General features: G+C 75.8%; 10 protein-coding genes. 5 read left to right on the top strand and 5 right to left on the bottom strand.

Translation table 11 applies throughout. The features are described from left to right. Positions 1 to 601: 601 nt before the first annotated feature. Positions 602 to 1,807, top strand: coding sequence for an amino acid deaminase/aldolase (locus tag HCK00_RS13045; protein WP_168102031.1), 1,206 nt, complete (start codon positions 602 to 604; stop codon positions 1,805 to 1,807). Between the two features lie 78 nt (positions 1,808 to 1,885). On the opposite strand, the gene HCK00_RS13040 is transcribed toward HCK00_RS13045, so the two are convergent. From HCK00_RS13040 to HCK00_RS13025, 4 genes are all read right to left on the bottom strand, one after another. Then, a complete protein-coding gene (locus HCK00_RS13040) occupies positions 1,886 to 2,854 on the bottom strand; it encodes a DUF2510 domain-containing protein (protein ID WP_168102163.1) in 969 nt (322 codons plus the stop codon). Positions 2,855 to 2,932: 78 nt separating this feature from the next. Beyond that, on the bottom strand, positions 2,933 to 3,715 hold the full coding sequence (locus HCK00_RS13035) for a 3-oxoacyl-ACP reductase (RefSeq protein ID WP_168102162.1): 783 nt from the start codon (positions 3,713 to 3,715) through the stop codon (positions 2,933 to 2,935). A 195-nt stretch (positions 3,716 to 3,910) separates the two neighbouring features. Beyond that, positions 3,911 to 5,275, bottom strand: coding sequence for an aldehyde dehydrogenase family protein (locus HCK00_RS13030; protein ID WP_168102029.1), 1,365 nt, complete (start codon positions 5,273 to 5,275; stop codon positions 3,911 to 3,913). A 253-nt stretch (positions 5,276 to 5,528) separates the two neighbouring features. Then, entirely contained in the window at positions 5,529 to 6,896 is a 1,368-nt protein-coding gene (locus tag HCK00_RS13025) for a glutamine synthetase family protein (RefSeq protein WP_168102028.1), read from the bottom strand. 186 nt (positions 6,897 to 7,082) lie between these two features. Between HCK00_RS13025 and HCK00_RS13020 the strand changes: the two genes are divergently transcribed. The 4 genes from HCK00_RS13020 (at position 7,083) to HCK00_RS13005 (ending at position 11,933) form a co-directional block, all read left to right on the top strand. Further along, on the top strand, positions 7,083 to 7,844 hold the full coding sequence (locus HCK00_RS13020) for a FadR/GntR family transcriptional regulator (RefSeq protein WP_168102026.1): 762 nt from the start codon (positions 7,083 to 7,085) through the stop codon (positions 7,842 to 7,844). Positions 7,845 to 8,110: 266 nt separating this feature from the next. Next, the gene (eat, locus tag HCK00_RS13015) at positions 8,111 to 9,613 is read left to right on the top strand and encodes an ethanolamine permease (RefSeq protein ID WP_168102024.1); all 1,503 of its coding nucleotides are present in this window, start codon (positions 8,111 to 8,113) and stop codon (positions 9,611 to 9,613) included. Positions 9,614 to 9,961: 348 nt separating this feature from the next. Then, positions 9,962 to 10,672 (top strand): gamma-glutamyl-gamma-aminobutyrate hydrolase family protein, encoded by a 711-nt coding sequence (locus tag HCK00_RS13010; protein WP_375781955.1) that lies wholly within the window; start codon positions 9,962 to 9,964, stop codon positions 10,670 to 10,672. Positions 10,673 to 11,027: 355 nt separating this feature from the next. Further along, on the top strand, positions 11,028 to 11,933 hold the full coding sequence (locus HCK00_RS13005; RefSeq protein ID WP_168102161.1) for a 5'-3' exonuclease: 906 nt from the start codon (positions 11,028 to 11,030) through the stop codon (positions 11,931 to 11,933). A 144-nt stretch (positions 11,934 to 12,077) separates the two neighbouring features. Here the strand turns inward: HCK00_RS13005 and HCK00_RS13000 are convergent, their stop codons facing one another. Next, entirely contained in the window at positions 12,078 to 14,894 is a 2,817-nt protein-coding gene (locus HCK00_RS13000) for a DEAD/DEAH box helicase (RefSeq protein WP_168102022.1), read from the bottom strand. Positions 14,895 to 15,020: the final 126 nt, after the last annotated feature.

Genomic DNA, 15,020 nt, shown 5'->3' with positions numbered 1-15,020 from the left:
CTCCGGGGCAGGAGCGGTGTACGGACCGGCGGCACCGGGCCATCCCGCCTCCGGTGGCTCCGGTGGCCGCTGGGGGCGCGGGGGTGTCTCCGCCGGGGCGGACCACCCGGCGGGCGCGGGTGGCACGGGCGGCGGGCCCGGCGCGGTCCGCGCCGCCGGCCGGTCCGGCGGATACGCGGACGGAGCGGAGGGCGGGAACGGCGGTGGGTACGGCGGCGGGCCGGACGGCTGCGGCGGCACCGCGGGCCGTGGCGGTGTCCGGCGGCCGGGGGCGGCCTCCGGGACGGGTGCCGGGTGTCCGCCGAACCAGGACGGCTCGTCGTCGGGCACGCGATCCCCCGGGTGCGGGGCGGACGCGCGCGGGGCCTCGGCGCTCATCCGCCCCCCTTGGTCGGTCTTGGTCGGTGTTCGTCCGGTCCGCCGATCGCCGTGCGGGGCAGGTCCGTTGATGCCGGTACAGACGCCTGACGGCCGGATGACCGTGGGCGTGGCGTCACTTTACGATGACCGGCCGCCCCCGCGGCAACCGATCCGGCGGCTTGGCCGGTTTGCCCCGAGCATCCCCTACCCGCCGGTAGGGGGTTCTGGCAGGGTGATCCCCATGGATGCCGCGTCCCCGGACCGTGACCGCTACGACCGCGCCACCGCGCGGTTCGACCCCCCGCTGGCCGTCGTCGACCTCGCCGCCTTCGACGCGAACGCCGCCGATCTGGTGCGGCGGGCGGGTGGCAAGCCGGTACGCCTGGCGTCGAAGTCGGTGCGGTGCCGGGCGCTGCTGGAACGGGCGCTGTCCCGGGAGGGGTTCGCCGGGGTGATGTCGTTCACTCTCGCCGAGTCGCTGTGGCTGGCCCGCTCCGGGGTGACGGACGTGCTGCTGGCCTATCCGTCGGCGGACCGCGCGGGCTTCGCCGAGCTGACCGCCGACCCGGATCTGGCGGCGGCGGTCACGGTGCTGGTCGACGACCCCGGGCAGCTCGACCTGATCGACGCGGCCCGCGCGGCGGGCGGCGGCGCGGAGGTCCGCGTCTGCCTGGAGCTGGACACCACACTGCGGCTGCTCGGCGGGCGGGTGCGGTTCGGCCCGCGCCGCTCCCCGGTGCACGCCCCCGAGGAGCTGGCCGCGCTGGCCGGGGCGGTGGCCGCCCGCCCCGGCTTCCGCCTGGTGGGGCTGATGGCCTACGAGGGGCATGTGGCGGGGGTCGGTGACGCGGTGGCCGGCCGGCCGCTGCGGTCGCGCGCGGTGCGGCTGATGCAGGCCGTGGCGCGGCGGGAGCTGACGGCCCGGCGCGCGGCGGCGGTCCGCGCCGTGCGGGAGGTCGTGCCCGGCCTGGAGTTCGTCAACGGCGGCGGGACGGGCAGCGTGCAGCACACCGCGGCCGAGGAGGCGGTGACGGAGATCGCCGCGGGCTCGGGGTTGTTCACCCCGCGCCTCTTCGACGACTTCACCTCCTTCCGGGGCCGTCCGGCGGCGCTGTTCGCGCTGCCGGTGGTGCGCCGGCCGGGGCCCGGGGTGGTGACGGTGCTCGGCGGCGGGTACCCGGCCTCCGGCCCGGCCGGCCTGGACCGGCTGCCCCAGCCCTACCTCCCGGCGGGGCTGCGGTACGACCCGCTGGAGGCCGCGGGCGAGGTGCAGACCCCGCTGCTCGGGCCGGCCGCGGACCGGCTGCGGATCGGGGACCGGGTGTGGTTCCGGCACGCCAAGGCAGGTGAACTGTGCGAGCGCTTCGACCGGTTGCTGCTGGTGGAGGAGGACCGGGTGGTGGCGGAGGTGCCGACCTACCGGGGCGAGGGCCGGACTTTCCTGTGACGGGGCGACCGCCGTGGGCCGGACCCGGCGCCCGGCGGGACCGGGTGCCGGATGGCGGCCCGGCCGCCCGGTGACACCTCAGACCTCGCGCCCCCCGGAGCCGCCGGCGCCGGCCACCGCTTCGACGCCCGCCACGATGGCGTCCATCTCGGCCGGATCCGGCGCCTTGTCCCCGGCGTCGAAACCGAAGCGGATGAGGGCGAACCGATCCGGGTCCTGTGGCGAGGGGAAGGCCACCGACTGCACGTAGCCGCCGTCACCCTGCTCCGTCTCCAGCTTCCAGCGGACCAGGTAGCCCTCCGCCCCCGCGACCGTCACGGGCTCGGACCTGACCTCCTCGTGGGAGGCGATCCCCCCATAGGCGTCGTCCCCGGTGCGGGGGCTCTTGCCGTAGGACGCCTCGGCGTTGAGCGGGATGTCCTCCTCGGCGACCCCCTTGGCCGTTTCGGCCTCGTACCCCTCGGCCGCCAGCGAACTCACCCCGCCGCGCACGCAGTTGAGCTCCTCGTCACCGGGGCAGGGGTAGGGCCCGGTGGTGAGGCCCGCGCCCTCGCTGCCGCTGCGGCCCTCCCAGCCCTCGGGCACCGGGAGGGAGATGCCGTTCAGGGCGTCCAGCGCGCGGCCGCCGGTGCCCGGGGGCTCGCCGGGCGGCTCGCCGTACGGGCCGCCGTCCTGCCCGCCGGAGCCGCCCTCACCGGGCAGGGACGGCGGGACGGGGCGCGTCGGCGCGGGCGCCGCCGTGCCCCCGCCGTCCCCGCTGCCGAGCAGCACGATGCCGCCGGCGATGGCCGCGACCAGCACCACGGCTGCGGCGACCAGGACGGCGATCCGGGTGGAGCGGGAGCCGCCGGGCCGGGCCTGCTCGGCCCGGAAGCCGTACGCGGGCGGGCCGGGCGGCGGTCCGAAGCCACCGGAGGGCGGGAAGGTGCCGCCGGCCTCGGCCTCGCGGGTGTGGTCGGTCCATCCGGACCCGTCCCACCAGCGTTCCGACGCCGGTCCGTCACCCGGCTGTCCGGGGTCGGGATACCAGCCGGGGGGTGTCGTCATGCTCACCCGCTCAGCCTACGGTGACGGTCACCGTTCGTACACCGGTCCCCCCGGCGGACCGGTGTCCCGGACCCGGGGTCAGAGGGGGGTGACGTAGGCGCCGGCGATGCCGCCGTCCACCAGGAACTCCGCCGCGTTCACGAATGAGGAGTCGTCACTGGCGAGGAAGGCCACCGCGGCGGCGATCTCCTCCGGCTCGGCGAAACGGCCGCCGGGCACGTGCACCAGGCGCCGCGCGGCCCGCTCCGGGTCCTTGGCGAACAGCTCCTTCAGCAGCGGGGTGTTGACCGGTCCCGGGCACAGGGCGTTGACGCGGATCCCCTCCCGGGCGAACTGCACGCCCAGTTCCCGCGAGAGGGCGAGCACCCCGCCCTTGGAGGCCGTGTAGCTGATCTGGGAGGTGGCCGCGCCGACCCGGGCCACGAAGGAGGCGGTGTTGATGACGGAGCCGCGCCGCTGCCGGCGCATGTACGGGATGGCGTGCTTGCAGCAGAGGAAGACGGAGGTGAGGTTGGTCTCCTGGACCCGCCGCCAGGTGTCCAGGTCCGTGGTGAGGACGGAGTCGTCCTCGGGGGGCGAGATCCCGGCGTTGTTGAAGGCCACGTCCACCGAGCCGTAGGTCTCGTGGGCGGTGCGGAACAACGCCTCGACCTGGCCCTCGTCGGTGACGTCCACGGGGACGAAGAGGCCGCCGGTCTCCTCGGCGGCGGCCCGGCCGGCCTTCTCGTCGACATCCGCGCAGACCACGCGGGCGCCCTCGGCCGCGAGCCGGCGGGCGGTGGCGAGCCCGATGCCGCTGCCCGCTCCGGTGACGACGGCGGTCCGGCCGGGGAGGCGGCGGCACTGGGGCTGGTCCGTCAACTGGGTCACGGCGGTTCTCCTCGCTGCTCCGGGGTGGTGGCGACGGCCGGGACGGTCCCCGGCCGGGGGTCTGCGGTGGCGGGGCGCACCGGCGTGCGGGCACCCGGTGGCGGGCCGGTGCGGGGACGGGACGCGCGCGGATCGGCGCGGCGCGGCGGCTCAGCGTCCCGGTGGGGTGGCCCGGCCCGGGGGCGGTCAGCCGGCGTCGGTGGCGATGAACACGTTCTTGGTCTCGGTGAAGGCCGCGAGCGCCCCCGGGCCCAGCTCCCGGCCGAGCCCGGACTCCTTGTAACCGCCGAAGGGGGTCGCGTAGCGCACGCTGGCGTGCGAGTTGACCGAGAGGTTCCCGGCCGCGACGGCGCGGGAGACCCGCAGGGCGCGTCCGGCGTCCCGGGTCCAGACCGACCCGGAGAGCCCGTAGCGGGTGGCGTTGGCCAGCTCCACGGCCTCGGCCTCGTCCCCGAAGGGCTGCACGGTGGCGACGGGCCCGAAGACCTCGTCCACGGCGGCGGCGCCCGCGCCGGCGGCCTCCAGGACCGTGGCGGGGTACCAGAAGCCCTTCCCCGCGGGCGCCGTGGCGCGGATGGCGGCCGGCGCGTCCTCGGCGACGTAGGACCGTACGCGCTCCCGCTGGGCGGCCGAGATCAGCGGGCCCATCCGGGTCTCCGGGTCGGCCGGGTCCCCCGCGGTGAAGGCGTGCACGGCCGGCTCCAGCAGTTCCATGAAGCGCTCGTACACCGAGGACTCCACCAGGATGCGGCTGCGGGCGCAGCAGTCCTGGCCGGTGTTGTCGAGGAAGGAGGCGGGGGCGCTCGCCGCGGCCCTCTCGAGGTCGGCGTCGGCGAAGACGAGGTTGGGGCTCTTGCCGCCGAGTTCCAGCGTCACGCGTTTCACGCCCTCGGCGCACCGGGCCATGATGCGCTTGCCGACGGCGGTGGAGCCGGTGAAGACCACCTTGGCCACACCCGGGTGGTCCACCAGCGCCTCGCCGGTGACCGCGCCGGTACCGGGCAGCGTCTGGAGGAGCCCTTCGGGCAGCCCGGCCTCCAGGGCGATCTCGGCCAGGAGCAGAGCGGTCAGCGGGGTCGTCTCGGCGGGTTTGAGGAGGACGGCGTTGCCCGCGGCCAGGGCCGGGGCCGTGCCCCAGGCGGCGATCGGCAGGGGGAAGTTCCACGGGGCGATGACGGCGACCACCCCCAGCGGCTCCGCGAAGGTGAGGTTCACCCCGCCGGCCACCGGGATCTGCTGCCCCGTCAGCCGCTCCACCCCGCCGGCGGCGTAGTCGAGGAGGTCGCGGACGTTACCGGCCTCCCAGCGGGCGTTGCCGATCGGGTGCCCGGCCTCGCGGACCTCCAGCAGCGCCAGTTCCTCCAGCCTTCCGTCGACGGCGGAGGCGAAGCGGCGCAGGAGCCGGGCGCGGTCGGCGGGGGCGAGGGCGGCCCAGCCGCGCTGGGCCTCGCGGGCCCGCGCCACGGCGCGCCCGACCTCCTCGGGGGTGGTCTCCGCGACGGTCGCGACGGTCTCCTCGGTGGCCGGGTTGACCACACGCAGCTGGTGCATCGGTGCCCTCCCTGGGGCGCGTTCGGGGGCCCGCGCCCCTGTCGTGCCGTGGTGCCGTGTGCCCGTGCCGGGTGCCGGCGTGGTGGTGCGGTTGGTGCGGTTGGTGCGGTTGGTGTTCTTCGTGTCGCAGGTGCCGCGGGCCGCTCCGCCCCGGAGGCGCGTGCGGCCCGTGGGCCTCACGGCCCGGCTCCGTCCCCCGCCCGCCGCGCCGCATCCGCCGGGCGGGCGGGCTCGGCGGACGGACGGGGCCGGATCACATCCGTTCGAAGGAGCGGTACCGCTCCCAGTCCGTGACCGTCGCGTCGTACGCCTGCTGTTCGATCCGCGCCATGTTCCGGTAGTGGTCCACCACCTCGTCGCCGAACGCGGCGCGCGCCAGCTCGCTGGACTCCCAGCGCTCGGCGGCCTCCCGGAGGGTGGTGGGGACGTGCTCGGCGTCCGAGGTGTAGGCGTTCCCGGTGCAGGGCTCGCCGGGCTCCAGCTCCTCGTCGATGCCGTGCAGCCCGGCCGCGATCATGGCGGCCACCGCCAGGTAGGGGTTGACGTCCCCGCCGGGCAGCCGGTTCTCCAGCCGGTGGCCCGCGCCGTGCCCGACGACCCGCACGGCGCAGGTGCGGTTGTCCGGGCCCCAGGCGACGGCGGTCGGGGCGAAGGAGCCGGGGCTGTAGCGCTTGTAGGAGTTGATGTTGGGTGCGTAGAGCAGGGTGAAGTCCTTCAGGGCGGCCATCTGGCCGGCGAGGAAGTGCCGCATCGTGCGCGACATCCCGTAGGGACCGGACTCGTCGGCGAGTATCGGCCGGCCCTCGCTGTCGAGCAGCGAGAGGTGGATGTGGCAGGAGTTACCCTCGCGCTCGTCGAACTTCGCCATGAACGTGAGGGAGTACCCCTCCTGGGCGGCGATCTCCTTGGCGCCCGTCTTGTAGACGGAGTGCTGGTCGCAGGTGGTGAGGGCGTCGTCGTAGCGGAACGCGATCTCGTGCTGGCCGAGGTTGCACTCGCCCTTGGCGGACTCGACGGTGAGCCCGGCCGCCGCCATCTCGTTGCGTATCCGGCGCAGCAGGGGCTCGACGCGGCTGGTGCCGAGGATGGAGTAGTCGACGTTGTACTGGTTCGCCGGGGTCAGATTCCGGTAGGCGCCGTTCCACGCCTCCTCGTAGGAGTTCTTGAAGAGCATGAACTCCAGCTCGGTACCGGCCTGCGCGGTCCAGCCGCGCTCGGCGAGCCGGTCGAGCTGGCGGCGGAGGATCTGGCGCGGCGAGGCGACGATCGGCGAGCCGTCGTGCCAGGCGAGGTCCGCCGTGAGCAGCACCGTGCCCGGGTTCCAGGGGGTGCGGCGCAGGGTGCTGACGTCCGGGATCATCCGCAGATCGCCGTAGCCCCCCTCCCAGGAGGACATCGCGTACCCGTCGACGGTCTCCAGCTCGACATCGACGGCCAGCAGGTAGTCACAGCCCTCGGCGCCGTCCTCCAGCACCTCGTCGAGGAAGAAGGGGGCGGCGAACCGCTTGCCCTGGAGCCGGCCCTGCATGTCGGTGAAAGCCAGCACGACGGTGTCGATCTCGCCGTCGGCCACCAGCTTCCGCAGTGTGTCGACGCTGAGCGGGGGCGTGCGTCCTGCCACGGCGGTCCTCCTGGGCTCGTCCGGCTGCTCGTCCGGTGCGATGGTCGGTTCGCGGGGGTCACCCCGCGTCGAGCGGCGGCTACCCCGCGGCCTGACGGTCACACCAGGGCCCCGGCGCCCTCGTACCGCCCCGGCGCCGGAAGCCATAAGGTAACCCTCAGGACCATTGCCTGGGAAGAGGTGACCATGAACGGCGGCGGGACGCCGGCGGAGGGCCGGCCGTCGGACGCCCCGGCGGACGGGCCGGCGCATCCGCTCCGTCCGGTGCGGGCGGGCAACGGCTTCGAGGAGGCGCTGGAGCGGATCCTCCAGATGCTGCGGCTCGGCCTGGTGCCCGAGGGCGGCCGGCTGCCGCCGGAGCGGGAACTGGCCGGCCGGCTCGGCGTCAGCCGGGTGACGCTCCGCGAGGCGCTGAAGGTGCTGGCCGACCAGGGGCTGGTGGAGAGCAGGCGCGGCCGCTACGGCGGCACGTTCGTCCTGCCCCGGCCCGCCCCCGGCACCGCCGCGGCGTACCCCCCGGTCACACCGGCGGAGCTGACGGACACCCTGCGCCTGCGGGAGGTGCTGGAGACCGGCGCGGCCGCGCTCTGCGCCGGGGACCGCCCGGCCGGCCCGGCGGCGGAGCGGCTCCGCGCCGCGCTGGCCGCCACGCACGACGCCCCGCTGACGGAGTACCGGCGGCGGGACACCCTCTTCCATCTCACCCTCGCCGAACTCTGCGGCTCCCCCTCGCTGGCGGCCGATTACGCCCGGGTGCGGGCCACCCTCAACGGCCTGCTGGACGGCATCCCGCTGCTGGTGCGGAATCTGGAGCACTCCCAGCACCAGCACGCGGCGCTGACCGAGGCGGTGCTGGCGGGTGACACGGAGGCGGCGCGCGCCGTGGCACGGGAGCACTGCGCCGCCACGGCGTCCCTGCTGCGGGGCTTCCTCACCCGGTCCGGCTGAGGGGCCGCGGCCCGGCACCGTTGGGAGGGGCCCGCCGGGACGGGCGGCCGGGACGGGCCGCCTGCCCGGCCGGGAGGGGACGGCGCCGGCGGAGCGGCATGGAGCGCCTCCGGCGGGGAAAGGAGACTCCGTCCGCCCTGGAGCCCCCGGGCGCCCGGTCCGTGCCCCCAAGATCCTGCCGGGAGGTGCGTGCCCCTTGCGCCGGCCCCGCCGCGAGCGCAATGGTATGGCGCTCAACCATTGGCTCCCTCAGGCAGGAGCGGCTCATGGCCGACGGCATCGACTCGCGACCCGCGTCACCCGACCCCGCCCCGCGGACCGGCCCCGCCCCCGGCGGGCCCCATGGCGATGGCGGCCCCGGCGGTGAGGGATATCTGGAACGGCGGGCCCTGCGCCGCGGCAGCGCCGGCTGGCTGCTGCTGACCGGCCTCGGCGTGGCCTACGTCGTCTCCGGCGACTTCTCCGGCTGGAACTTCGGCCTCGCCGAGGGCGGTTTCGGCGGGCTCGCCGTCGCCGCCGTCCTCATGGGCCTGATGTACACCTGCCTCGTCTTCGCCCTGGCCGAACTCGCCTCGATCCTGCCCACGGCGGGCGGCGGCTACGGTTTCGCCCGCCGCGCCCTCGGCACCTGGGGCGGCTTCCTCACCGGCACCGCCATCCTCATCGAGTACGTCCTGGCCCCCGCCGCCATCTCCGTCTTCATCGGCGACTACGTCGAGTCCCTCGGGCTGTTCGGCCTGGAGGCCGGGTGGCCGCTCCAGCTGGCATGCTTCGCGATCTTCGTGGGCATCCATCTGTGCGGCGTGGGTGAGGCGCTGCGCTTCAGCTTCGTGGTGACCGGTGTCGCCGTCGCCGCCCTGCTGATCTTCGCCGTGGGCGCGTTCACGGAGTTCGACTCCGCGGGGCTGACGGACATCCCCGTCGACCCGGACGCCTTCGGCGCCAGTTCCTGGCTGCCGTTCGGGCTGCTCGGCATCTGGGCCGCGCTCCCCTTCGGCATGTGGTTCTTCCTCGGTGTGGAGGGGGTGCCGCTGGCCGCCGAGGAGACCCGGAACCCGGCCCGCACCCTGCCACGGGCGATGGCCCTCGCCATGGGCGTCCTGCTGCTGCTCGCGCTCCTCACCTTCCTCGCGGCGACCGGGGCACGCGGCGCCGCGGCCATCCAGGACACCGGCAACCCCCTGGTCGTCGCGCTCCAGGGGGACGGCGACCCCACCCCGCTCAGCCGCTTCGTCAACTACGCCGGGCTGGCCGGGCTGGTGGCCTCCTTCTTCTCCCTCGTCTACGCCGGCTCCCGGCAGCTCTTCGCGCTCTCACGCGCCGGTTACCTGCCCCGCCCGCTCTCCCTCACCAACCGCCGCAAGGTGCCCTACCTGGGGCTGCTGGTGCCGGGCGCGATCGGCTTCTCGCTGGCCGCGGCGACGGGCGACGGCGCGCGCATGCTCAACGTCGCCGTCCTCGGCGCGACCATCTCCTACGCGCTGATGGCGCTGTCGCACATCGTGCTGCGCCGCCGGGAGCCCGGCCTGGAGCGGCCCTACCGCACCCCCGGCGGCGCGGCCACCTCGACGGTGGCGCTGGTGCTCGCCGCCGCCGCGCTGGTGGCCACCTTCCTGGTGGACCCGGGCGCCGCGGTGGTGGCCCTGGGGGTGTACGCCGTGGCGGTGGCGTACTTCGCCTTCTACAGCCGGCACCGGCTCGTGGCCACCGCCCCGGAGGAGGAGTTCGCCGCGCTGGCGGCCGCCGAGGCCGAGCTGCGGAAGGACTGACGCCACGGGAGATCCCCGGGCCGCCGTCCGGGGCCGGCGCCGGTCGCGCCCGCCCCGGGCGGCGGCCCGCGGACGCGTGACGTAGCGTGAGGGATCAGGGCCCGGAGGAGACCACGGGGGCCCGGGGCGCCCCGCGGGACGGGGGAGGCCGAGGTGAGGGGGAACCCCGGCGCCGAGGAACCGGAGAGCCGGTTGCCGCCGGGGCCCGGGGGACCCCCGGCGCACCCGCAGCCCCACCCGGGGGAGCCCGCGAGCCCCGGCGGTCCAGAGCCCCGGGCCCGCGGCGAAGCCCGGCGCGATCCGATGACATCCGATGAACCCTGATGAACCCCGATGAAAGGAGCCACCGTGCCCCACCCCCGCCCGCTCGTCGGTGTCAGCACCTATCTCGAGGACGTGGCGCGCTGGGGTGTCTGGGAGCAGAGCGCCGCCCTCCTCCCGTCCGGCTACCACCGGCACGTCCAGCGGGCCGGCGGGCTGGCCGCGCTGCTGCCCCCGGACGATCCCGGGGCCGCTGACGAGGCCGTCGCCCGGCTCGACGCCCTGGTCGTCGCGGGCGGCCCGGACGTGGAGCCCGTGCGGTACGGCGCGGAGCGCCACCCGATGACCGGCCCGCCCGCCCGCGAACGGGACGTCTGGGAGGGCGCGCTGCTCCTCGCGGCGCTGGAGCGCGGGATTCCGGTGCTCGGCATCTGCCGGGGGATGCAGCTGCTCAACGTGGTGCTGGGCGGCACCCTCGTCCAGCATCTGCCAGAGGCCGTGGGCCCGGGCTGCGCGCACGGCGGGCCGCCCGGGGTGTACGGGTCGCACGTCGTGAAGCCGGTGCCGGGCACCGCGCTGGGGGAGGCGCTGCCCGAGGCGGTCGACGTGCCGAGCTACCACCACCAGGCGGTGGACCGGCTGGGCCGCTCCCTGGTGGCCTGCGCCCACGCCGAGGACGGCACCGTGGAAGCGGTCGAACGGCCCGGCGCGCCCGCGCTGGTGCTCGGGGTGCAGTGGCACCCGGAGGCGGGGGACGACACCCGGGTGATGGAGGCACTGGTCCGGGCCGCCACCTGACGGCCCGTCCGCCCCCTCCCTCATCCCCCGCCGGGCCCGCCGGGCGGGCCCGGCGTGCGGGCCCGGGACGAGACGGCCACGCGCGGCGCGCCGTTCCGCCCGGGGCGGGCACCCGCCGGTGGGCCCCGGCGCCGGCCGCACCCCCGTGACGGCCGGGCCGGGCGGGACCGCACCGGCCTCGCCCCGACGGGCATTCTGGCCCGCCGGGGCGGGCCACCCCAACCGATTTCCGGGCCTCCGCCGCCCGGGCCCCCGCCGCGGACGCCGTCCCGTGCCGGTCCGCGCCGCACCCGCCATACGGACGGACCCGCTGTCGGCGGGGTACGGCATCATCGTGCGCGTGACCCGACGCCTCATGCTTCTCGACACCGCCTCGCTCTACTTCCGTGCCTACTACGGCGTACCGGACTCGGTGCGGGCCCCCGACGGCAGCCCCGTCAACGCCGTGCGCGGCCTGCTGGACTTCGTCGCCCGCCTGGTCCGGGACCACCACCCGGACACTCTGGTGGCCTGCATGGACGCCGACTGGCGGCCCGCCTGGCGGGTGGCGCTGATCCCCGGGTACAAGGCGCACCGCGTCGCGGAGGAGGTGCCCGGCGGCCCGGACACCGAGGAGGTGCCGGACGCCCTCTCCCCCCAGGTCCCGGTGATCGAGGAGGTGCTGGACGCCCTCGGCATCGCCCGGGTCGGCGCCCCGGGCTACGAGGCGGACGACGTCATCGGCACCCTCACCACCCGCGCCACCGGCCCGGTGGACGTGGTCACCGGCGACCGCGATCTCTACCAGCTCGTCGACGACGCCCGCGGGGTGCGGGTGCTCTACCCGGTCCAGGGCGTGGCCACCCTGCGGGTGGTGGACGAGCCGGCGCTCCGGGAGAAGTACGGGGTGGACGGCGCCGGTTACGCCGACCTGGCCCTGCTGCGGGGCGACCCGAGTGACGGACTGCCCGGTGTCCCGGGGATCGGCGAGAAGACGGCCGCCAAGCTGATCGGCGCCTACGGCGGCCTGGCGGAGATCCTCGCCGCCGTGGACGACCCGCGCTCCGGGCTCACCCCGGCGCAGCGCAAGCGGCTGGACGCGGCCCGGGAGTACCTCGCCGTGGCGCCCGAGGTGGTCCGGGTGGCCACCGGCGTCCCGCTCCCGGAGTTCGACCCGGCCCTCCCCCGCGCCCCGCGCGACCCGGCCGCGCTGGACCGGCTCGACGCTCGCTGGGGTCTCGGCGGGTCGCTGCGAAGGGTACTGGCCGCCCTGGAGCCCTGAGCCGGCCCGCCGCCGGTGCGGCGACGGCCCCGCCGCCGCACCCGGCGCGACCGCCGGGCCGGCCCTGGGCGAGGAGGCACGCCCGCCCCGCGGGGCGGGCGGCCGGCGGCCGAGGACGGAACGGCGGCGGGCCGGCCCGCTCCCTCAGCCCACCGAGGAGTAGGCGACGACCCCGCGGAGCATCCCGTCCACGGCGCGGCGCGCGGTGCGGCGGATCCCGGTGCCCTCCGGGGCCGCCTCGGCGATCTGCCCGAGGACGTCGATAACCTGCTTGCACCAGCGCACGAAGTCCCCCGCGGGCATCTCCGCCTCACGCAGCACCTCGTCCAGGCCGTGCCCGGAGGCCCAGCGGTGGGCCGACCGGGCGAACCCGAGGTCCGGCTCGCGCTGGCCGACCCCCTCGGTCTGGCTGATGCGGTGCTCCTCCTCCAGCGCGTCCAGCCGCCCCCAGATGCGCACCATCTCCTTCAGCGCGCCCTGGGCGGCGCCGCCGGGCAGCTGCGGCGGCAGGGCGTCCTCCGCGGTCCGGGCCTCGTAGACCAGGGCCGAGGCGCACGCGGCCAGGTCGGCGGGGCCGAGTTCGTCCCAGACCCCGGCGCGCAGGCACTCCGAGGCCAGCAGGTCCAGTTCGCCGTAGAGCCGGGCCAGCCGGCGTCCGTCACCGGTGACCTCGTCACCCTGGAGATACCCCAGACCGGTCAGGAGGGCGCAGACCCGGTCGAAGGTGCGCGCGATGGTGTTCGTCCGGCCCTGGATCCGCCGTTCGAGCTGGTGGTTGTCCCGGCGCAGCCGGTGGTAGCGCTCGGCCCAGCGCGCGTGGTCCTCCCGGTCGTCACAGCCGTGGCAGGGGTGGGCCCGGAGCGCGGCGCGCAGCCGGGCGATCTCGGTGTCGTCGGCGGCCGGGGCGCGGCCCTTGCGGTGGCGCTGCGGGGTGAGGTGCCCGGCCCGGCTGCGCAGCGCGGAGGCGAGGTCCCGGCGGGAGTGCGGGGAGCGGGCGTTGAAGGTACGCGGGATGCGCATCCGGTCGAGCGCCTCGACGGGGACCGGGAAGTCCACCGCGGCGAGCCGCTTGACCTGGCGCTCGGCGGTGAGCACCAGCGGGCGCGGGCCGTCCTGGTGGTCGAATCCGCGGTGGCCGCCGGACCGGCCGGCCGGCACCCCCGGGTCCAGCACCAGCGCCAGCCCGGCGTACTTGCCGGCGGGGACGTGGATGACGTCACCAGGGCGGAGCTTCTCCAGCGCGGCGGCGGCGGCCGCGCGGCGCTGGGCGACGCCCTCCCGGGCGAGTTCGGCCTCCCGGTCCTTCAGCTCGCGGCGGAGCCGGGCGTACTCCTCGAAGTCGCCGAGGTGGCAGGTCATGGCGGAGAGGTAACCCTCCAGCCCCTCCTCGTTCTTCTGCACCTGCCGGGAGATGCCGACGACCGAGCGGTCGGCCTGGAACTGGGCGAAGGAGGTCTCCAGCAGCTCCCGGGAGCGGTGCCGCCCGAACTGGGAGACGAGGTTGACCGCCATGTTGTAGGAGGGCTTGAAGGAGGACCGGAGCGGATAGGTGCGGGTGCCGGCGAGCCCGGCCAGCGCCTCGGGGTTCATGGCCCGCTGCCACAGCACCACGGCGTGGCCCTCGACGTCGATGCCCCGCCGCCCGGCCCGCCCCGTGAGCTGGGTGTACTCACCGGGGGTGATGTCGGCGTGCTGCTGGCCGTTCCACTTGACCAGCTTCTCCAGGACCACCGAGCGGGCGGGCATGTTGATGCCCAGCGCGAGGGTCTCGGTGGCGAAGACGGCCTTCACCAGCCCCTGGACGAACAGTTCCTCGACGATCTCCTTGAAGGTGGGCAGCATCCCCGCGTGGTGGGCGGCGATGCCCCGCTCCAGCCCTTCCAGGAACTCGAAGTAGCCGAGGACGTGCAGGTCCTCGTCGGGAATGGTGGCCGTGCGCCGTTCGACGACCTCGCGGACGCGGCGGCGGGCCGCCTCGTCGTTGAGCCGCAGCCCGGCGGCCAGGCACTGCTGGACGGCCGCCTCGCAGCCGGCCCGGCTGAAGATGAAGGTGATGGCGGGCAGCAGGCCCTCGGCGTCCAGCCGGTCGATGACCTCGACCCGGCTGGGCGTCCAGACGCGGCTGCGCTGCCGCCGTTCCCGCTCGCGGTCGGCCTCCCGGAGGTTGCGGCCGCGGCGCCGGTCGCGGGGGCCGGTGGGGCGGCTGTTCTCCGTCCGGGCGAGACGGACCAGGTCGGGGTTGACCTCACGGCGCCCGCCGCCCTTTCCGCTCTTCTCCTCGAACAGGTCGTACATGCGGCGCCCGGCCAGGACGTGCTGCCACAGCGGGACGGGACGGTGCTCGGAGACGATCACCTCGGTGTCGCCGCGGACGGTGTCCAGCCAGTCCCCGAACTCCTCGGCGTTGGAGACCGTGGCCGAGAGGGAGACCAGCGTCACCGACTCGGGGAGGTGGATGATGACCTCCTCCCAGACGGCGCCGCGGAAGCGGTCCGAGAGGTAGTGCACCTCGTCCATGACGACATGGCCGAGACCGGTCAGGGACTGCGAGCCCGCGTACAGCATGTTGCGCAGCACCTCGGTGGTCATGACGATCACCGGGGCCTCGCTGTTGACGCTGTTGTCGCCGGTCAGCAAGCCGACCGAGGCCGGGCCGTAGCGCTTCACCAGGTCGTTGTACTTCTGGTTGGAGAGCGCCTTGATGGGGGTGGTGTAGAAGCATTTGCGGCCCTGGGCGAGGGCCAGGTGGACGGCGAACTCGCCGACGATGGTCTTGCCGGAGCCCGTCGGCGCGGCGACCAGGACGCCCTTGCCGGCCTCCAGGGCCCGGCAGGCGTCGATCTGGAACGGGTCCAGGCCGAAGTCGTACATCTCACGGAAGGAGGCGAGCGCGGTGGCCTGCTCGGCCGCCCGGGCACGGGCGGCGGCGTAACGCTCGGCTGGGGACATGTCGTCGGTCATCGTATCTACGAGACTACCGGCCGCCCCGGACAACACCGCGTTCCCGCGGGCCTTCCACCGCCCGGCCGCCACCCGGCGGCCACCCGGCGGCCGCCCATCCCCGAAAGGCGGCCGCCTCCCGCGCCC

Origin of the sequence: Streptomyces zingiberis (genome assembly GCF_012034935.1) — a bacterium.
Taxonomy (GTDB): Bacteria; Actinomycetota; Actinomycetes; order Streptomycetales; family Streptomycetaceae; genus Streptomyces; species Streptomyces zingiberis.
Note: the sequence above shows the minus strand (reverse complement) of the source record. Positions and strands in the feature narration are given on the sequence as shown.